The organism is Gibbsiella dentisursi (assembly GCF_039539505.1).
Lineage (GTDB): Bacteria > Pseudomonadota > Gammaproteobacteria > Enterobacterales > Enterobacteriaceae > Gibbsiella > Gibbsiella quercinecans.
Genome location: NZ_BAABDG010000005.1, coordinates 49,132 through 68,893 on the forward strand (window position 1 = coordinate 49,132; position 19,762 = coordinate 68,893).

Sequence of the window (19,762 nt, forward strand, 5' to 3'; positions counted from 1 at the left end):
GCTTATCAATACCGACTGGAGAAATTCTGATGAATGACGGCATTTATCAAGGCATTGAGGCAAACCCGCGCTTTCAGGCGCTGGTGCGCAAACGCGGCCGCTTTGCCTGGCTGCTTTCGTTGATTACGCTGGCCTTGTACGTCGGCTTCATCTTGTTGATCGCCTTCGACCCACAATGGCTTGGCACGCCGATCGCCGTCGGCTCCACCATTACCCGCGGCATTCCCATCGGCGTTGGGCTGATTGTCATTTCCTTTGTCCTCACCGGCGTGTACGTGTTCCGCGCCAACGGCGAATTCGATCGCCTGACGGCCGAAATTCTGCGTGAGGTGAAGCCATGAAGCGCCTGTTCCCTGCCGCCGTGTTGGTCGGCCTGCCGGGCGCCGCCTGTGCGGATGCGATTAGCGGCGCGGTGCAGCGCCAGCCGCTGAACATTCAGGCGATTGTGATGTTCCTGTTGTTTGTCGGCGCCACGCTGTACATCACCTATTGGGCTTCCAAACGTACGCGGTCGCGCCAGGATTACTACACCGCCGGCGGCCGCATCACTGGTTTTCAGAATGGCCTGGCGATTGCCGGCGATTTTATGTCGGCGGCATCGTTCCTGGGGATTTCTGCCCTGGTCTATACCTCGGGCTATGACGGCCTGATCTATTCCATCGGCTTTTTGATCGGCTGGCCGATAATCCTGTTTTTGATTGCTGAACGCCTGCGCAACCTGGGGCGCTATACCTTTGCCGATGTGGCTTCCTACCGGTTGCGACAAAAACCGATCCGCTCGCTATCCGCCTGCGGCTCTCTGGTGGTGGTGGCGCTGTATCTGATCGCGCAGATGGTGGGTGCCGGTAAGCTGATCGAATTGCTGTTTGGCCTGAACTACCATGTGGCGGTGATCCTGGTGGGCATCCTGATGGTGCTGTACGTGTTGTTCGGCGGCATGCTGGCCACCACCTGGGTACAGATCATCAAAGCCGTGTTGCTGCTGGCCGGGGCCAGCTTTATGGCGCTGATGGTGATGAAGTCGGTGAACTTTGACTTCAATGCGCTGTTCGCCGAAGCGGTGAAGGTGCACCCGAAGGGCAGTGCCATCATGAGCCCTGGCGGCCTGGTTTCCGATCCGATCTCGGCGCTGTCGTTGGGGTTGGCATTGATGTTCGGCACCGCGGGGCTGCCGCATATCCTGATGCGCTTTTTCACCGTTAACGATGCTAAGGAAGCGCGCAAAAGTGTGTTCTACGCCACCGGTTTTATCGGTTACTTCTATATTCTGACCTTTATTATCGGCTTCGGCGCCATTCTGCTGGTGAGCGGTAACCCGGCCTTCCAGGATGCTTCCGGCGCGCTGCTGGGCGGCACCAATATGGCAGCGGTGCACCTGGCCAATGCGGTGGGCGGCAACTTCTTCCTGGGCTTTATCTCGGCGGTGGCGTTTGCCACCATTCTGGCGGTGGTGGCCGGTTTGACGCTGGCCGGCGCGTCGGCGGTTTCTCACGATCTGTACGCCAGCGTGATCAAAGATGGTAAAGCGACGGAACGTGATGAACTGAAGGTGTCGAAGATCACGGTGCTGGTGTTGGGGATCGTCGCGATCGCGCTGGGGATCTTGTTCGAGAAGCAGAATATCGCCTTTATGGTGGGCCTGGCGTTTTCCATCGCCGCCAGCTGTAACTTCCCGATTATCATTCTTTCCATGTATTGGTCGCGGCTGACGACACGGGGCGCGATGATTGGCGGCTGGCTGGGGTTGCTGACGGCGGTGATCCTGATGATCCTGGGGCCGACCATTTGGGTGCAGATCCTGGGCCATGAAAAACCGATCTACCCTTATGAGTATCCGGCGCTGTTTTCCATGCTGGTGGCGTTTATCGGCACCTGGTTCTTCTCGGTGACGGACAGTTCGCCGGCGGGCCAGCAAGAACGGGTGCGCTTCCGCTCGCAGTTTGTGCGTTCGCAAACCGGGCTGGGGATTTCCCAAAGCAGCGCGCATTAACCTGCCGCCAGACCAAAAACAAACGCCCCTTCGCTGCTATCAGGAAAGGGGCGTTTTTGTGGCGGCTAACGGCAGGCTATGGGCACTTGTAGACCTGGCCGACCATTTTGCTGTCCAGCGGGGCAAAGCTCGACAGCAGGTTTTGGCTTGGGCTGTTAGCGCCATAGATGACGTTGCCGCCCAGCTCTGCGGCTTTGTTGCGCAGATCGTTCGCTGCGCCGCGCAGGCCGGTGCTTTCAGCATCGCTGCCAGACAGCCAGTTGCTCTGTGTACCGGTGACTTCGCCAACCAACCGGCACTCTGCCGCCGGTTTGGCATCGGTAAATTTAACCTGCTGACCCGCTGCCGTCAGCGTATTGGTGGTGGTGCAACCTGCCAGCAGCATGGCTGCCGAAAGACCCAGTAAGGCTTTAATCCGCATCTTCTTCCCCATATCACATTGAGAATTAAGCAAAGTTCTATCCCTTAAGCATGTGTTGCCGTATTACTTGGCCAAACGTCTTGAGTGACGGCCGATGGTGTATCAGTTTACACGCTAAATCCGCCCTGCCGGTAAAAATATCATCAAATGCCGAGTGGTAGCGCACGCAACATGAAAAAACCGCCCGGTGGCGGCACAAGTGCGTTGCTGGTGGGAAGGGGCGGCGTGGCGCATAAAAAAATGCCAGTCAGCATTCGCTGACTGGCATTCGATCTCACACCGGGGTGTGGGGGCTGATTACATCATGCCGCCCATGCCACCCATGCCGCCCATACCGCCGGCAGCACCCAGATCGGCTTTATCTTCTTTCGGCAGGTCGGTCACCATACATTCGGTGGTGATCATCAGGCCGGCAACAGAAGCTGCATATTGCAGAGCAGAACGGGTTACTTTGGTTGGATCCAGAATACCCATTGCGATCATATCGCCGTATTCTTCGGAGAAGGCGTTGTAGCCATAGCTGCCTTCGCCCGCTTTCACGTTGTTGGCGATAACAGAGGCTTCTTCACCGGCGTTGATAACGATCTGACGCAGCGGAGCTTCCATCGCGCGCAGGGCAACTTTGATCCCCACGTTCTGGTCTTCGTTGTCGCCTTTCAGGCTGGCAATTTTGCCTGCTACGCGGATCAGCGCTACGCCACCGCCGGCAACCACGCCTTCTTCAACCGCAGCACGGGTTGCGTGCAGGGCATCTTCAACGCGTGCTTTTTTCTCTTTCATTTCAACTTCGGTTGCTGCGCCAACTTTGATAACGGCAACGCCGCCGGCCAGTTTAGCCACGCGCTCTTGCAGTTTTTCACGATCGTAGTCAGAAGTTGCTTCTTCGATCTGCTGACGGATCTGGCTGACACGGCCCTGAATTGTGGCTTCTTCGCCCACGCCATCGATGATGATGGTGGTGTCTTTGTTGATCACAACGCGTTTCGCCTGGCCGAGGTCTTCCAGGGTGGCTTTTTCCAGCTCCAGGCCGATCTCTTCAGAGATAACGGTACCTGCAGTCAGGGTTGCGATATCTTGCAGCATGGCTTTACGACGATCGCCGAAGCCCGGTGCTTTAACCGCAGCCACTTTCACGATGCCGCGCATGGTGTTAACCACCAGGGTAGCCAACGCTTCGCCTTCAACGTCTTCTGCGATGATCAGCAGAGGTTTACCGGCTTTGGCAACGGCTTCCAGAACTGGCAGCATTTCACGGATGTTGGAGACTTTTTTGTCAACCAGCAGGATAAATGGGCTTTCCAGCTCAACAGAACCAGTTTCTGGTTTGTTGATGAAGTAAGGGGACAGGTAGCCGCGATCGAACTGCATACCTTCTACAACGTCCAGTTCGTCTTGCAGGCCAGAACCTTCTTCAACGGTGATAACGCCTTCTTTACCGACTTTATCCATCGCTTCTGCGATCAGTTTACCCACGGTTTCGTCGGAGTTGGCAGAGATGGTGCCCACCTGAGCGATAGCTTTGGAATCGGAGCAAGGCACGGACAGTTTTTTCAGCTCTTCCACAGCGGCGATAACGGCTTTATCGATACCGCGTTTCAGGTCCATTGGGTTCATGCCTGCAGCAACGGCTTTCAGGCCTTCGTTGATGATGGACTGAGCCAGTACGGTTGCCGTGGTGGTACCGTCGCCCGCAGCGTCGTTCGCTTTGGAGGCAACTTCTTTCACCATCTGTGCGCCCATGTTTTCGAACTTGTCTTCCAGTTCGATTTCACGTGCAACGGAAACGCCGTCTTTGGTGATGCTTGGCGCGCCGAAAGATTTGTCCAGCACAACGTTACGGCCTTTCGGGCCCAGGGTGACTTTTACTGCATCAGCGAGAACATTCACGCCACGCTGCATTTTTACGCGGGCGTCGTTACCGAATTTTACGTCTTTAGCTGCCATTGGTATTTCCCTTAAATTCGTTCAGAGTCAAAGATAAAAGCGAGATTACGCTTCAACAATTGCCAGAATGTCGCTTTCGGACATGATCAACACTTCTTCATTGTCGATCTTCTCTGCTTTAACGCCGTAACCGTCGTTGAAAATCACTATATCGCCGACTTTAACATCCAGTGGTTGGGTGCTGCCGTTTTCAAGAACGCGCCCTTTGCCAACGGCGACCACTTCACCACGAGTAGATTTACCCGCTGCAGAGCCCGTTAGTACGATGCCGCCAGCAGATTTTGATTCAACTTCTTTACGCTTGACGATAACGCGGTCATGCAATGGACGAATACTCATTGAACGCTCTCCTGTAAGAAGGTCTGTATCAGGTTTTAGGTTAATGTGCCGATCGTGTGTTACCGGCGTTGTTGAGATTTGAAATGGGGGCATTCCAACCGGCTTCAAGGGGGGAGATCAAAAAAATTTTGCTTTTGAGCGACATTCGGCGTGACGGCCATAAAAGAAACGGTTCGCGGGCCGGTGGGGGCCGCCAGGGCGGGAGGATCCCCGCTGGCGCGGGGATTATGGCTGTGGGCGATTAACGATCGTCGTTACGTTTATCATGCTCGTCCGGCTGGTGATCAAGCAGGTGGCCATCGTGGTCTTTGCGCTGAAATTCACCGTCGAAGGTGTTGCCGTTGGCGGCGCCAGCGCCCCAGCCGCCGGGGCGGTAAACGGAAAGATGCGGCATCAGCTTCAGCGTCAGGGATTTCTGAACCGGCGGTAGCAACAGCAGCAGGCCGAGGAAATCGGTAAAGAAGCCGGGCACCAACAGCAGGAAGCCGGCCAACACCAGCGACACGCTTTTCACCATCTCTGCCGCCGGGCTTTCGCCCGCGGCCAGCTTCTGCTGCATCTGCACAAAGGTTTTGACGCCTTGGTTGCGCACCAGCGAAACGCCGACGCAGGAGGTGAAAATCACCAGCAGCAGGGTGACTGCAACGCCAAGGACTGCGGCGACTTTGATAAATAAAGATATTTCTATGTAAACCAACAGAAATATCAGCAAGAAGGGTAACCAGCGCACAGTGCTCTCCTATTATATGGAATCTGCGCACCCGCGCGGCGGCGTATACGCGAAAAAGTGGGGCCGTTGCAGAGGCCGATTTTATTAGAGTGGGGATCCCGTGCGGGCATTTCAACCAAGCGGCCGTTTTTATTGCTGCGCCGAGGGATGTCGCCGCTGCGGCAGTCCACGCTATTAACCATAGATAACATCCGGTTATAGCGCCTTTTTTCAACCGCTTGGCTCTGCCGGGCGTGAAACAGCTCACAGAATGTAAAGACGGCACCGGTTGGTGCGCCAGATAGTGATCTGGATTCACTAATTTGTTCCAAAGCAGCATATGATCTTGATTGTCGAAAGCTGTTAAAACAATACTCCGGTGTTTATCGCCTCTGGCAATATAATTAGTTATACCCTTCATACTTCAAGTTGCAGGTGTGTTGGCTTTCCTCGCTCACCCCAGTCACTTACTGGAGTAAGCTCCTGGGGATTCGCTGCGTTGCCGCGTGATTCGGCCATACGGCCTCACCCCTTCGGGGCCAGCGCTAGCGCTGTTCAAAAACGCTTTTGCGTTTTTGTCCTGCAACCCGAATTATTTTGGGTATATACAGATATGCACGTCATCCACTCGGCAGCAACATAGAGAAGGCCCTCATGTCAAACAACATTCGTATCGAAGAAGATCTGCTCGGCACACGCGAAGTCCCCGCAGAGGCCTATTACGGCATTCATACCCTGCGTGCGATTGAAAACTTTTATATCAGTAACAGCAAAATCAGCGATGTCCCGGAGTTTGTGCGTGGCATGGTGATGGTGAAAAAAGCCGCCGCCCTGGCGAACAAAGAGCTGAAAGCCATCCCGCGCAATATCGCCGATATCATCATCCGCGCCTGTGATGAAGTGCTGGATAACGGCAAGTGTATGGATCAGTTCCCGGTGGATGTGTTCCAGGGCGGGGCGGGCACTTCGCTCAACATGAACACCAATGAAGTGCTGGCGAATATCGGCCTGGAGCTGATGGGCCACCAAAAGGGGGAGTACCAATACCTGAACCCCAACGATCACCTTAACCAGAGCCAGTCCACCAACGATGCGTACCCCACCGGTTTTCGCATTGCCGTCTATGCCTCGATCCTCAAACTGATGGATGCCATCAATGAACTGCGCGAAGGCTTTGCGCGCAAGGCGCAGGAGTTCGCCACCATTCTGAAGATGGGGCGCACCCAGTTGCAAGATGCAGTACCGATGACGCTGGGCCAGGAGTTCAAGGCCTTTGCCGTGCTGCTGAATGAAGAAGTGCGCAACCTGCAGCGCAGCGCAGAACTGCTGCTGGAAGTGAACCTGGGGGCGACGGCGATCGGCACGGCGCTGAACACCCCGGAAGGCTACCAGCACCTGGCGGTGCAGAAACTGGCGGAAGTCAGCAACCTGCCGGTGGTGCCGGCGGAAGACCTGATTGAAGCCACCTCGGACTGCGGGGCCTACGTGATGGTGCACAGCGCGCTCAAGCGGCTGGCGGTGAAGCTATCGAAAATCTGTAACGATCTGCGGCTGCTGTCTTCCGGCCCGCGCGCCGGGCTGAACGAAATCAACCTGCCGCAGTTGCAGGCGGGCTCGTCGATCATGCCGGCCAAGGTCAACCCGGTGGTGCCGGAAGTGGTGAACCAGGTGTGCTTTAAGGTGATCGGCAACGACAGCTGTGTGACCATGGCGGCCGAAGCCGGCCAGTTGCAACTGAACGTGATGGAGCCGGTGATTGGCCAGGCGATGTTCGAATCCATTCATATCCTCACCAACGCCTGCTACAACCTGCTGGAAAAATGCGTCAACGGCATCACCGCCAACAAAGCGGTGTGCGAGCACTACGTGTTCAACTCCATCGGCATCGTCACCTATCTGAACCCGTTCATCGGCCATCACAACGGCGACATCGTGGGCAAGATCTGCGCCGAAACCGGCAAGAGCGTGCGCGAAGTGGTGCTGGAGCGCGGGCTGCTGACCGAAGCGGAGCTGGATGACATCTTCTCGGTCGATAACCTGATGCACCCGGCCTATAAGGCCAAGCGCTATACCGATGAAAATGGCCAATAACACACACCTTTGCTAACGCGTTAGGCACGTGCATCCCGCGATCGCGTGCCTTTTTATTTTCTATGCAAAATTTTCACTTTTTATCTTTCTGATGCGTGATGATCTGGGGTAAACATGATGTTAGCGGTGGAATTGACGATCGTCCTGCTGGCGATCTTTCTGGGCGCCAGGCTGGGCGGTATCGGCATTGGCTTTGCCGGCGGCCTGGGCGTATTGGTGCTGGCGCTGATGGGCGTTAAACCGGGCAGTATTCCTTTTGATGTGATCTCGATTGTGATGGCGGTGATCGCCGCCATTTCAACCATGCAGGTTGCCGGCGGCATGGATTTTTTGGTGCAGCAGACGGAAAAGTTGCTGCGTAAAAACCCCAGGCACATTACCGTGTTGGCGCCTGTCGTCACTTACATCCTGACGCTGTTTGCCGGTACGGGCAATATTTCTCTGTCTGCGCTGCCGGTGATCGCCGAGGTGGCGAAAGAGCAGGGCATCAAACCCTCGCGGCCGCTATCTACCGCCGTGGTATCCGCCCAGATCGCCATTACCGCTTCGCCGATTTCTGCCGCCGTTGTTTATATGACTTCGGTTATGGAAGAGCGCGGGGTGAGCTACCTGAGCATGTTGGGGGTGGTTATTCCTTCTACTTTCTGCGCCATACTGTTGATGGCGCTGCTGGTGAGCTGGCTGTTTGATGCGCGTTTGTCTAACGATCCGGTCTACCAGAAACGTTTTGAAGAGGGGGTGATCGCTTTGCGCGGCAATGCCCTGAAGAGCGTGAAGCCCGGCGCCAGAATTTCTGTGTTGCTGTTTTTGCTCGGCGTGCTGAGCGTGGTGGCCTATGCGATCGTCAACAGCCCAAGCGTTGGCCTGGTGGAAACGCCGCTGATGAGTACCACCAGTGCGATTTTGGTGATCATGCTGAGTGTGGCGACCTTCATTACCCTGCTGTGCCGGGTGGATACCGATGCGATTTTGGGCTCCAGTACGTTTAAGGCCGGCATGAGCGCCAGTATCTGTATTCTGGGGGTGGCCTGGCTGGGCGACACCTTTGTGCAGGACAATATCGGCTGGATTAAGGCCACGGCGGGCAGCGTAGTGCAAGCGCACCCATGGCTGCTGGCGGTGATCTTCTTCTTCTGCTCGGCGCTGTTATATTCCCAGGCGGCGACGGCCAAGGCGCTGATGCCGATGGCGTTGGCGCTGAACGTCAGCCCACTGACGGCGATTGCCTCGTTTGCCGCCGTTTCCGGCCTGTTTATTTTGCCCACTTACCCAACGTTGGTGGCCGCGGTGCAGATGGATGATACCGGCACCACCCGCATTGGCCGCTTTGTGTTTAACCATCCGTTTTTTATTCCCGGCACCATCGGTGTGGTGCTATCGGTGTTGTTCGGGTTTTTATTGGGCAGCATCATGCTGTGATCTCACGCCCGGCGTCGCAGTTTTTTCGGCCCGCTCGCCTGTGGCGGCAAACGCGCCTTCTGGTCCGCCCTTCCTCGGGGTATAGTGCCTTACCGGAAGCGGGTTGAAAGGGGGATAACCATGCCTGACTGCGATGCCGTGATCATACTTTGTACCGCACCCGACGAGGCCTGCGCCCAGGCGTTGGCGGAGCGCGTGTTAAATGAGAAACTGGCGGCCTGCGCCACGCTGTTGCCGGGTGCGCGTTCGCTGTATTACTGGGAAGGCCAACTTGAGCAGGCGCAAGAGGTGCAGATGCTGCTGAAAAGCGATCGTCACCATCAGCAGGCTCTGCTTGAGTGCCTGAAAACACATCACCCCTACCAAACCCCGGAACTCTTGGTGGTGCCGGTGATGGCTGGAGAGAAAGACTACCTGTTATGGATCAACGCCTCATTAAATTGATTTTGCTGCTTTGCAGCCTGCTGTTTTTGCCGCAGGCGGCTCAGGCTTCGCTGTTTGGGCAAACGAGCGGCAGCCAGTTTGTGCCTGTCGATCAGGCCTTTGCCTTCGATTTTAAACAACAGGGCAGCCAGCTAATGCTGAACTGGCAAATCCGCCCCGGTTATTATCTCTACCGCCAGCAGATTAAATGGGTGCCGCAGCAAGCGGTGCTGGGGCCGTTTGCGTTGCCCGCCGGGCTGCCCCACAAAGATGAGTTCTTCGGCGAGGTGCAAATTTACCAGCAGAAGCTGCAACTGGCGATCCCGTTGCAGCAGGCGGCCGAACACGCCAGTCTGAGCATTACCTACCAGGGCTGCGCGGCGGCGGGGTTCTGCTACCCACCGGAAACGCGAGTGATCCCGCTGGACGCGGTGGCGGCAACGGCCCCGGTCGGCGCGCCGCCGCTGGCCGGCCCCAACCCGGCCAGCCCGCCGTTCTCACCGCTGTGGGCCTTGCTGTTTGGCATTGGCATCGCGTTTACCCCCTGCGTGCTGCCGATGTACCCGCTGATCTCCAGCATTATTCTCGGCAGCAAACGCCCGCCTGGTACCGGCCGCACCTTGATACTGGCGCTGGTGTATGTGCAGGGGATGGCATTAACCTATACCCTGCTTGGGCTGGTGGTGGCCGCCGCCGGGCTGCAGTTCCAGGCGGCCTTGCAGCACCCGTATGTATTGATCGGCCTTTCGCTGATGTTTATCGCGCTGGCGCTGTCGATGTTCGGGCTGTATTCACTGCAATTGCCCACGGGCTTGCAAACCCGCTTGGCGCAGTGGAGCAACACACAGCAGGGCGGCTCATTGGCCGGGGTGTTTGTGATGGGCGCGTTGGCTGGCCTGATTTGTTCACCTTGCACCACAGCGCCGCTCAGCGCCATTTTGTTGTATATCGCGCAAAGCGGCAATCTGATGAGTGGGGCGGGAACGCTGTATTTGTATGCTCTGGGGATGGGGATCCCGTTGGTGGTGGTGACGTTGTTCGGCAACCGCTTGCTGCCGCGCAGCGGGCCGTGGATGCAGTATGTTAAAGAGGCCTTTGGCTTTGTGATCCTTGCGCTGCCGGTGTTCCTGTTAGAACGGGTGATTGGCGAGGCATGGGGCCTGCGGCTCTGGAGCTTACTTGGCCTGGCTTTCTTCGGCTGGGCATTTCTGCTGAGCCTGAAAACGGCGCAACGTTGGGCGCGCATCGCCCAAATCCTGTTGTTGGCCGCCGCGGTGATCGCCGCCCGGCCGTTGCAAGATTGGGCCTTTGGCGGCGCACCTGCGCAACAGGTTCCGCAGTCAGGCCTGGCGTTTATGCCTATCAACAATGTGGCGCAGTTGGATCAGGCGTTACGTCAGGCGCAGGGGAAGCCGGTGATGCTGGATCTGTATGCCGATTGGTGTGTGGCATGCAAAGAGTTTGAGAAATACACGTTCAGCGATGCCGGCGTACAGGCGGCATTGGCCGGAGCCGTGCTGCTGCAGGCCGATGTGACGGCCAACAATGCGGAGCAGGCGGCATTATTGAAACACCTGCAAGTGCTGGGGCTACCCACCATTTTGTTCTTCGATGCCGCCGGGCGCGAACTGCCCGCCAGCCGGGTGACGGGTTTTATGGATGCCGCGGCGTTCCATACACATTTGCAGAAAACCGTGCTGTAAACGACACTGTTTATCTGAACTGAATTGGGAGGGAGTGCAAGTGCAACGTGAACACGTTCTTGATACCGCCTTGGGGCTGTTGGAACAATACGGCTTGGCGAGCATGACCCTTGAGATGCTGGCGAAGCAGTTGAGCGTGCAGCCGCGCGATTTCAGCCCCTTTTGGCCAGACAGAGAAGCCCTGCTGTATGATTGCCTGCGCTATCATGGGCAGCAGATCGATACCTGGCGCCGGCAGCTGTTGTTGGATGAAAACCTGTCGTCGCAACAGAAATTGCTGGCGCGCTATGACGTGCTGGCCGAATACGTGCGCAATGGCCGCTATCCTGGTTGCCTGTTTATCGCCGCCTGCAGCTTTTACCCAGAGCCGGAACATCCCATTCATCTGTTGGCGGAACAGCAAAAGCAGAGCTCGCTGGCGTTGACGCGCGATCTGCTGCGTGAGATGGAGGCAGACGATGCGGACATGGTGGCGCAGCAGATGGAACTGATTCAGGAGGGGTGCCTGAGCAAACTGCTGGTAAAACGCCAACTCCAGGATGTCTTCATGGCCAAACGGCTGGCGGAGGACGTCTTACAGGTGGCGCAGTGCCGTAAACACGGCGCATTGGGCTGATATTCCAGGCGAAAGGCGCGGCGGTTTTTTGGCCATAGAAGGCGATGTTTTGCGTTTTTTGCCTGAAAAGCCAGCAAATGAATCACTTTGCCGGTTTATGAGCGATAAATCCGTTGACGCCGACAGGCCTTTACGGTTTAATGCGCCCCGTTGCCCGGATAGCTCAGTCGGTAGAGCAGGGGATTGAAAATCCCCGTGTCCTTGGTTCGATTCCGAGTCCGGGCACCAAATTCATATCAACGGACCTCCACGGAGGTCCGTTTTTGCATTCTAAGCCCGTAGAAATCAACACCTCTTCAATTCCTTAACTCCACCCAACTCAATCAACTTCAACCCGCATCAAGTCCCTTGCGAGGGTACAACTGAGGGTATAGTTTGATTCGATAAATTTTATACCCCTTTTACTATCAGGAGATACCGCCAATGGCGCTCACTGACGCTAAAATCCGTGCAGCTAAACCGGATGAAAAACCTTATAAACTTGCCGACAGCGGCAACATGTTTTTGCTTGTTCACCCTAACGGTTCGCGCTACTGGCGGCTCCGCTATCGGTTTCTGGGCAAAGAGAAAACGCTAGCTCTGGGCGTCTATCCTGAAGTCTCGTTATCAGAAGCAAGGGAAAAACGCGATGCGGCAAGGAAGCTGATAGCTGAGGGAACTGACCCGTGCGAACAGAAACGGATCAAAAAGTCGGTACCCGAAACAGCTCAGACATTCGAAGGTATTGCAAGACAGTGGCATAAGAGCAACAAAAAATGGTCTGCTTCCCACAGCGAGAAGATCCTGAAAAGTCTGGAAACACACGTTTTCCCATTTATCGGCTCACGCGATATTACCACCCTCAGGACTCCCGATTTACTTGTCCCCGTTAAAGCAGCAGAAGCCAAAGAGATATACGAGATTGCAGCCCGCCTTCAGCAGCGTATCACTGCAATCATGCGCTATGCTGCCCAGTCAGGTATTATCAGCTATAACCCTGCCGTAGATATGGCTGGCGCTTTAACGACGGTGAAACGCCAGCATCGCCCTGCCCTCGCCTTAAATCGCATTTCAGAGCTCCTTGAACGACTGGACACCTACAGGGGACAACCTCTCACCCGATTGGCAACTAAACTTACCCTGCTTATCTTCATACGTTCCAGCGAGCTTCGCTTTGCCAGATGGTCTGAGATCGACTTCAAGAAAGCCATGTGGACCATTCCTCCAGAGCGGAAACCTATTGAGGGGGTTAAGTATTCCCATCGAGGCTCAAAAATGCGGACAGAACATCTGGTGCCACTCTCTACTCAGGCGTTGGATATTCTGCAACAGATTCACACTATCAGCGGGGAATATGAGCTGATTTTCACCGGCGATCACAATCCGTGGAAACCCATGAGTGAAAATACAGTAAATAACGCACTGCGCCTGATGGGCTACGACACGAAAGTGGATGTCTGTGGTCACGGATTTCGGGCAATGGCCTGCAGTTCGTTAATTGAGTCAGGATTATGGTCCAGGGATGCTGTTGAACGCCAAATGAGCCATCAGGAGCGAAATGGCGTACGTGCGGCTTATATCCATAAAGCGGAGTTTCTGGATGAGCGAAGGCTGATGCTGCAATGGTGGGCTGATTTTCTGGATGCAAATGAGGAGAAACCAGTAAGCCCCTTTGACTATGCCAAACAGTGCTCTAGATAGTTGCCATCCAATACCGAACCAAAATTGAACTGGAAGATGTGGGCTTCAGCCTGGCAGAGTGAAGGTGCAAAAATTGCATTCACGCCCTTCCTCATATTGAGCGGGCCAGTGTCTAAACAGCACTGAGAGTGGATCCTCTTCACTTACAGTAAGCTACATTTTTACTTAAAAACAAAACGTGCCAGTGAAGTGTTCGATGAAATTGGCATCGCATATGGTTTCCGTCAGTGATGGTCATCATACTACTGAACCCATTTTTTATGAAATGGAATGGAATTTACCCTTAATAAATATATGATACATGCATGTAAAAAAAATAAATATATCTAATATCTCCTTCAGGATTGGTTTGCTTTGTTGCCGTTATAAACAATAGCGGCAACATACAACCAACGACAATTGGTTGTTTTAATTGATTTAATATCACCAATCACATTCTTGTTGCAAATAATTCACAGAGATATCTTTACTAACCATAATATTAAGTCCATTTATTCACTGTCGATTCTTCGGGGTCAGTATTAATTAAGGTGATCAATTCGTTCATTTTTATACCTATTATTAGCTCAACCAATTTTGTGAGTTAATAGCTGTTCTAACAGTACATGAGTCTCAGCGCTCAGATATATTGATATTGGAAATCACAAGAGTAAAATATCGAAAACCTATCAGAAAAAACTAATATGTTTTTAGTCTGATAGATTTCAACCTCAGCATACAGAATAATAGATGATTTAATTAAGCATCAGTTAACCATTCCATCGGGACCAATTTAATACCGTCGCGCCATTCTGGCAATCCAACGACACCATCAATTTCTCCCCAAACTTCGCGTGGTGCATGATCTAAAACTATTAGTTGAAGTTTCCCATTTCCCTTAATCACTACGTTCCCCATTGTTTCAAATGCCCGTCTAACAGCTTCAACATCTTCATCACGAAGCTTTGGTTCATCTTCATTAGCAACGTTTTGAAGCTGAGTAGATTTAGGAAAATAGACCTGACTTGGTTGATCAAGAATAAGAAAACTAGGTACAGGATTATTTTTTTGACTTAAATAAAATTGATGGAGAGAGAGTAATACTGCCAAATGATAGGAGAGCCAATTTGAACCACTTCCTATCTCCGAAAGATAATCATCACGCTCACCCCCTAACACTTTGATTGTTAGGTCATTAATTTCTAAAGAAATAGGTGCATTTGGGTCTTCAACATCTAAACCTTGAAGGATATTCCCTGCTTTAGCGTTAATAACTCTTAATGCTTGGTTTTTACGCAATTCGATATCTTTTTCACGTAACTCTTTTTCCAAGTTCTGTACTATTTCTTTGAGATTATTTACTTCTTCTACAAGTTCACTATTGCTTCCTAGTTTTCTATGTAACTCTAGCGCAGATTCGATATTGCCGATGAAACGCTCAGCACGCCTGGTGGAAAACTGTTGCTCACGCGCCTCCTTCGATCTGCTCGTTAAGGCTCGCTTACTTAACTGGATGGATCTTAAACGCTCGGTTGCGTTAGACACATCAGAGGTTACACGTTGTAGCTCTCTATCAAATGCGGCTGGAACTTCCTTATGGGTATCAGCTCCTATCGCAGCCTCAACATCTGATAGTCGTTGGACAAGAACTTGTAGCTTTTGCCTGGCAGAATCAGAATGGCTACCACACATGGGGCAATCTGACTCATCATTTGCGTTAGATAATAACCAGCCAGAAATTTTAAGCCGTTCACGTTGCATTAGAAGGGCATTTTCATACTGATGTACTCCAACTCGTAGACGGTTCATTTCTTCAAGACGGTGACGCATTGTAGTTAGTTCACGAGAAACTAATCGCTCTTCGTTTTCAAGCTTATTTAATTCATCCAAAGCGTCTGAAATTGTTGCTACGGTTACTTTCAAAGCTAGATCGGTTTGTGAAATAACTTCTTCAAGGTGCTCAATCATTTGCTCTCGGGATAACTGTTCTTGCGGTTTAGGTACCAAGCCAAGTTCTTGGGCCTCACTGTACTTAGACTTTAAATCAGCAAGCCATTGTGCTGATATAGCTTGGGCATCTTTGAGTTCTCGTTCTTTGCGACGTAACAATAGGCGAGTTCTATTGAGCTCAAACTGTTTAGCCATTAGTTCAGATGTTACTGCGCCAAGGACATAGGGAAAAATCTTCCGCAATTTCTCCCTATGTTCATAGGTATTAGTTTTAAAGAATAAAACATCGGGATTAGCAACAACGTTTTGCGGCTGAAATGTGAAAGCAGCTAAATCACGAAAAGCTGGTCGACCATCAAATCCTGAATTTTCATCACCACCTGAAAAGTCAAGATTCGAAAGGTTAGCCAAATCATCAAGCATTCTCTTTACTGCAATAACATTAGTGTTTTTTTCCAGACGGCTGGGGATGGACGTAATATTTTCAGCCTCTAATACATACATATCAGTGGTACTACGTTGGTTTCCGGGTTCTTTTCGTGCCAACAATTTTTCACCTTGCTCTGTTGCCACGACGATCCCAAACCACTCACAATATCTACGAATAGTATTTACTGGAATTGAACAGCTATTGGAACCAAGACAATAATCAATGATGGGAATTACTGCCGATTTCCCAGTGCGTGAGGCACCACTGATGACATTAACTTTGCCGAGTTCAAAACGAATGGTACGAGGCTTAAATTTTTTATTTCGTGGCCAGAGTATGATGCCTCGAATTTGAAAATACATTAGAGTTTCACCTTTAAAGTTGTCACAACCTCATGAATCGAGAGTTCGCCAAACCAAGAGCCCAGTTTCTCTGCCAAATCCATGAGTGTCTTTACCTCATCCGATAATCCCCTCGCCTTTGTTTTCGATAAAGGAATTACATCACCCTCATCTTGCAATTTGAGTAGATCGCCTGCGACAGCAAGCTCAATTGATCGCAGGCTAAGCTGTCGCCAACGGATTGAACGTTCATGAATTTGAAACAGCAAATCTTGCTTTGATACCGATGAATCGCCAAACTTTGCAGCAAAAGCCCGCAGCCCTGAACTTTTATAGGTGCGCTTAACAAACTCAGAAGTCTCTTGATGCAGAATTATAGGAAGTACCAGAAAGAGAAATGGAAGAGGAGGGGGCGCGCTTACCCGATTAGTTTTGACATAACCACAACAAAACCGCCATACAAGAGCAGCGCCTAATGCAGGATTCTGAATATTTTGAGCTTCTCTTGCCAGCATCTTATGCGACCTTCTTATTCTTCAACTGCGTCGTATAGTTTGGATGCCATCCTACAGCTAAGCTATCAGCTAAAATATGATAGCAACCGGGAATAAAATGGCTTGGCGGAGACATAGCCTGAAGTGGGGTATTAAACTGCATACATTCAGAGTAAAGCAGCTGCCCTTGATCTTGTTCGGGCTTTTCTCTGTGTGTTAAACCACAGGTTCTCTGTTTATTCTTCCATGTTCTCTGTAGCACAGTATCCAAATCATCAAATGAGGTTTCGTCAACCTCTCCCCGCGCAGCCCAATCAGTTCGGTCGAATGAGGCCATTAAATAGTCACTTATGGCTCCAAGTATTTCTTCATAAGGCAGGCCGATGATCTCTAATTGTTGGACAAATTTATCAGGAAGATACTCCTGAGCCTTCTCTTTTGCTGGGGCCTGAGCACGGCTAGAAAGAACCATCTGGCGATCTATTTTCTGAACATATGCTTTGTACCAGGTGTAAAAATCATCACGGGCAATGACAGCAGGTTTTTCTGCCTCTAGAAGCATATCGATGTGGCGTTTCACTTTTCCGCAAAGGTAATTAGTGATATCACTAACCTTTGAAGGCGAGACAGGATGGCTTCGCACACATGCTTCAAGATCTGCTTGTGGACTACCACTACCAAGTGTCAGTTGAAAGTTGCATATAAGTCGTTGTAGAAGGTTTTGGTCTGCGGTAAAGACTTTTTCGACGTATTTGGAAATTTCTTTCGAGATGCCATCCTTCAAAGTGAAGTGTGGTGAATCTCCCCATAATTCTGTTCGGGCATGGGTAATGGCTTCTTGGGCATCCTCTGGTGTTTTAGCTTCATTAAACTTTTTAACTATACTCCCTTCAACTGGACGCGATACATATAGCTCAAAAACGGCTTTTTCCACTTCGAAGCCTGGGGATGTAGCAAGGTCAATCCAATTAGAAAGTGTTTTCCATAATGATTTTGCACGATCAGCTGCAGGATTAGCTGTAAGAGCGCTTTTACTTTGAATGAATCTGGTATCACCAGAATTATTCTCTTGGGCAACGTCATCAAGTACCTCCAAACTGCAAAGACTACCCTCAGGCGCTTGAAGCAACAAATGAGTGAGCAGTGTAAATTGAAGGCTGTACCCTAACGCTTGACCAGGAACTTCAGTTTTACGCTTGGGCTTAGATTGACCATTTGTTTTTGAAATTGCCATATGGTTCCATCCAAAATAGAAGTTGCCGTTTCACCCTTTTGGGAATATTACAAGAAGATAATGGTGAAAATCTAGACTATCATCCAGAATTCTGTTCAAGTTCACATTCGAAACCATTATTTTTAAATATCTAGTCTTTTTAACGGAAAGGTGGGACTGTCTCCTTCATGCGATAACCTTTCTTAGTGGCATCACGTTATAGCCTTAACCTCTTTCCAGAGATACGAGCAAGTCAGCCCACAACTCCAACGCCTGCTTCCTCTCATCGAAACACTGATAACGGTTGTATATCCCCTCAACGCCTTTGATTCTGTGGTTCATGCAGCGTTCTGCAACTACTGGATTAACTCCTAACACCGCCAGATGCGATCGCGCGGTACGTCGAAAATCATGGATAGTAAAATTAGGTACGTCGGGGAGGTTATTCTCCAGTTGAATCTCGGCGTCTTCCAGCTTGGCGACCAGACGTTGACGCTGCCCTTGCGATTTCCGCCGCATCAAGTTTCTCCGGGGAGCTGATGGGCTTCGCGCAGGAAAGACAATATTTTCTGTGCTGACGTATCTGGTCACGTTGCTGATCCGGCAGCAACGCTTTTATTTTATCAATCCCTTTACTGTAGTGCGCCTGCATCAACACCAGTTCCCTTTCCGACCAGGGTCTGTTTTTCCCTGTTCCAAGGTCAAATTTGACCACTGCCGCCCTCACCGCACTGACGCTTCTGCCCAGTCTGGTAGCAATTTCTTTTGTTGGCAGATTTCTGTAATTTTTTTCCAGAAATACCTTCTCTTCACTGCTCCAGCTACTGCGACTAGTGAGCCCGGCAAGGGACGCCTGCCGGAAGATAGCCTTGCGTGAACGCCCGGGCAAGAGTGATATGACATACTCTATGCCTTCTGCATAGTGGGTCCGGAGCAATGCCAGCTCCTCTTCTGACCAGGACGGTGCGACGCCCCGGGACAGACCTAAAAGCTGAACGATTCGGGCCACTCCATGGGCAGACCGGCCAAGCCGCTCCCCGATTTCACGGGCAGACAGTTGGCCATAGTGTTGTTCCACAAACGTAATTTCGGTGGCCGTCCACTGTGTCCGGTGATTACGGTGTCGCTGTGTTTTACCCACCCCGCCAGTTCCTTTTACATCACTCACGATTTTTTTCCTGCGCCAGCATATAGACTTGAGCCCGGAGGTGCTGCTCAGCCTGCTGAATCTGCTGCTGGCGCTGCAGCGAGTCTTCAGGGAGCAGCTTCAACTGCCGAAGCTGTTCTTCCACCGGCACGGTCTGCCGGAAGCTTGTCAGCATGCCAAAGACCTGCGATTTAAGTTCACTGACGGTGATGTATTTTCCCTTCTGACCATCAAGTGCATTCAGTTTATCGGCAAGAGCCTGAAGCTGCGTCATACCTTCATGCCAGCCGTTCATTGTATCGACAGGAGGTACTGAGACATTAATCTGTTGTTGCCACTGCTGTGCCAGAGGCTTAGCCTGCTCCGGCCACAACGACTGAACCTGTTCGATGAGTTTTCTGCTGTACGCAATATCCCAGTCAGGCGGCATGTAGTGGATCACTGATTCAGGACACCTCTAAAACCTGTTAATGTTAAAACAGTGAATTATGAGGTGATGCATGATCAAAACCCGGCGAACCAAACGTACATTCTCCCCGGAGTTCAAACTTGAGGCGATAGAACAGGTCGTTAAATATCAGCGCGATGTTCGAGAGGTGGCTCAGTCACTTGAACTTAATCCGGACCACCTGCGTAAATGGATACGACTTTATCAACAAGAGCTCCGGGGAATTGAGCCGGTGGGAAACGCTATTACACCCGAACAGCGCGAAATTCAGCAGTTGAAAGCGCAGATAAAACGTCTCGAGATGGAAAAAGAAATACTAAAGCAGGCTGCTGTAGATTCAATTGGTCAACGCAACAGTCATGTGAAAACATGGGGTTGCGGAGGATTTTTGAATGAGACGGACATTTACAGCAAAGGAAAAAGCA

18 protein-coding genes, 1 tRNA gene and 1 pseudogene are annotated in these 19,762 nt (G+C 51.8%); 10 read left to right on the forward strand and 10 right to left on the reverse strand.

The features are described from left to right. Window positions 1-29: 29 nt before the first annotated feature. Window positions 30-341 (forward strand): DUF485 domain-containing protein, encoded by a 312-nt coding sequence (locus ABFX35_RS14160; RefSeq protein WP_279025280.1) that lies wholly within the window; start codon window positions 30-32, stop codon window positions 339-341. Beyond that, a complete protein-coding gene (gene actP / locus ABFX35_RS14165) occupies window positions 338-1,990 on the forward strand; it encodes a cation/acetate symporter ActP (protein ID WP_279025279.1) in 1,653 nt (550 codons plus the stop codon). The genes ABFX35_RS14160 and actP overlap by 4 nt, the downstream gene beginning before the upstream one ends. Window positions 1,991-2,066: 76 nt before the next feature. On the opposite strand, the gene ABFX35_RS14170 is transcribed toward actP, so the two are convergent. From ABFX35_RS14170 to ABFX35_RS14185, 4 genes are all read right to left on the reverse strand, one after another. Beyond that, entirely contained in the window at window positions 2,067-2,411 is a 345-nt protein-coding gene (locus ABFX35_RS14170; protein WP_095846204.1) for a DUF4156 domain-containing protein, read from the reverse strand. Window positions 2,412-2,708: 297 nt separating this feature from the next. Further along, the gene (gene groL / locus ABFX35_RS14175; protein ID WP_279025276.1) at window positions 2,709-4,355 is read right to left on the reverse strand and encodes a chaperonin GroEL; all 1,647 of its coding nucleotides are present in this window, start codon (window positions 4,353-4,355) and stop codon (window positions 2,709-2,711) included. A 45-nt stretch (window positions 4,356-4,400) separates the two neighbouring features. Continuing rightward, on the reverse strand, window positions 4,401-4,694 hold the full coding sequence (locus ABFX35_RS14180) for a co-chaperone GroES (RefSeq protein ID WP_095846202.1): 294 nt from the start codon (window positions 4,692-4,694) through the stop codon (window positions 4,401-4,403). 241 nt (window positions 4,695-4,935) lie between these two features. Then, window positions 4,936-5,424: an FxsA family protein gene (locus ABFX35_RS14185; RefSeq protein ID WP_279025274.1), complete on the reverse strand. Its 489-nt coding sequence runs from the start codon at window positions 5,422-5,424 to the stop codon at window positions 4,936-4,938. Between the two features lie 633 nt (window positions 5,425-6,057). Between ABFX35_RS14185 and aspA the strand changes: the two genes are divergently transcribed. The 7 genes from aspA (at window position 6,058) to ABFX35_RS14220 (ending at window position 13,335) form a co-directional block, all read left to right on the forward strand. Further along, entirely contained in the window at window positions 6,058-7,494 is a 1,437-nt protein-coding gene (aspA, locus tag ABFX35_RS14190; protein ID WP_346081822.1) for an aspartate ammonia-lyase, read from the forward strand. A 117-nt stretch (window positions 7,495-7,611) separates the two neighbouring features. Further along, the gene (locus ABFX35_RS14195) at window positions 7,612-8,913 is read left to right on the forward strand and encodes an anaerobic C4-dicarboxylate transporter (protein WP_279029510.1); all 1,302 of its coding nucleotides are present in this window, start codon (window positions 7,612-7,614) and stop codon (window positions 8,911-8,913) included. A gap of 120 nt (window positions 8,914-9,033) precedes the next feature. Beyond that, the gene (gene cutA, locus ABFX35_RS14200; protein WP_095846199.1) at window positions 9,034-9,357 is read left to right on the forward strand and encodes a divalent cation tolerance protein CutA; all 324 of its coding nucleotides are present in this window, start codon (window positions 9,034-9,036) and stop codon (window positions 9,355-9,357) included. Further along, window positions 9,333-11,039 carry a protein-disulfide reductase DsbD gene (locus ABFX35_RS14205; RefSeq protein ID WP_346081824.1) on the forward strand — a complete coding sequence of 569 codons (1,707 nt, stop codon included), beginning with the start codon at window positions 9,333-9,335 and terminating at the stop codon, window positions 11,037-11,039. The genes cutA and ABFX35_RS14205 overlap by 25 nt, the downstream gene beginning before the upstream one ends. A 40-nt stretch (window positions 11,040-11,079) precedes the next feature. Next, on the forward strand, window positions 11,080-11,655 hold the full coding sequence (gene dicD / locus ABFX35_RS14210) for a division control transcriptional repressor DicD (RefSeq protein WP_346081826.1): 576 nt from the start codon (window positions 11,080-11,082) through the stop codon (window positions 11,653-11,655). Between the two features lie 152 nt (window positions 11,656-11,807). Next, window positions 11,808-11,883, forward strand: a tRNA-Phe gene (locus tag ABFX35_RS14215). Between the two features lie 195 nt (window positions 11,884-12,078). Continuing rightward, entirely contained in the window at window positions 12,079-13,335 is a 1,257-nt protein-coding gene (locus ABFX35_RS14220; RefSeq protein ID WP_346081828.1) for a tyrosine-type recombinase/integrase, read from the forward strand. Window positions 13,336-14,073: 738 nt separating this feature from the next. On the opposite strand, the gene ABFX35_RS14225 is transcribed toward ABFX35_RS14220, so the two are convergent. The 6 genes and pseudogenes from ABFX35_RS14225 to ABFX35_RS14250 all read right to left on the reverse strand — a co-directional run bounded on the left by ABFX35_RS14225 (window position 14,074) and on the right by ABFX35_RS14250 (window position 19,331). After that, window positions 14,074-16,056 carry a DUF3732 domain-containing protein gene (locus ABFX35_RS14225; RefSeq protein ID WP_346081830.1) on the reverse strand — a complete coding sequence of 661 codons (1,983 nt, stop codon included), beginning with the start codon at window positions 16,054-16,056 and terminating at the stop codon, window positions 14,074-14,076. Beyond that, window positions 16,056-16,550 (reverse strand): three component ABC system middle component, encoded by a 495-nt coding sequence (locus tag ABFX35_RS14230; RefSeq protein ID WP_125369173.1) that lies wholly within the window; start codon window positions 16,548-16,550, stop codon window positions 16,056-16,058. The genes ABFX35_RS14225 and ABFX35_RS14230 overlap by 1 nt, the downstream gene beginning before the upstream one ends. A gap of 1 nt (window position 16,551) precedes the next feature. Continuing rightward, window positions 16,552-17,763 carry an ABC-three component system protein gene (locus ABFX35_RS14235; RefSeq protein WP_346081833.1) on the reverse strand — a complete coding sequence of 404 codons (1,212 nt, stop codon included), beginning with the start codon at window positions 17,761-17,763 and terminating at the stop codon, window positions 16,552-16,554. Between the two features lie 204 nt (window positions 17,764-17,967). Further along, window positions 17,968-18,189 (reverse strand): annotated as a pseudogene (locus ABFX35_RS14240) (tyrosine-type recombinase/integrase); the annotation flags it as partial. Then, a complete protein-coding gene (locus tag ABFX35_RS14245) occupies window positions 18,185-18,910 on the reverse strand; it encodes a hypothetical protein (RefSeq protein ID WP_346081835.1) in 726 nt (241 codons plus the stop codon). The gene ABFX35_RS14245 and the pseudogene ABFX35_RS14240, both read right to left, overlap by 5 nt. Then, entirely contained in the window at window positions 18,903-19,331 is a 429-nt protein-coding gene (locus tag ABFX35_RS14250; protein ID WP_346081837.1) for a VasL domain-containing protein, read from the reverse strand. Before ABFX35_RS14250 ends, ABFX35_RS14245 begins: the two co-directional genes overlap by 8 nt. 58 nt (window positions 19,332-19,389) lie before the next feature. On the opposite strand from ABFX35_RS14250, the gene ABFX35_RS14255 reads away from it, so the two are divergent. Continuing rightward, window positions 19,390-19,762 (forward strand): transposase (locus ABFX35_RS14255; RefSeq protein WP_346081839.1); only part of this gene is annotated, 373 nt, incomplete at its 3' end.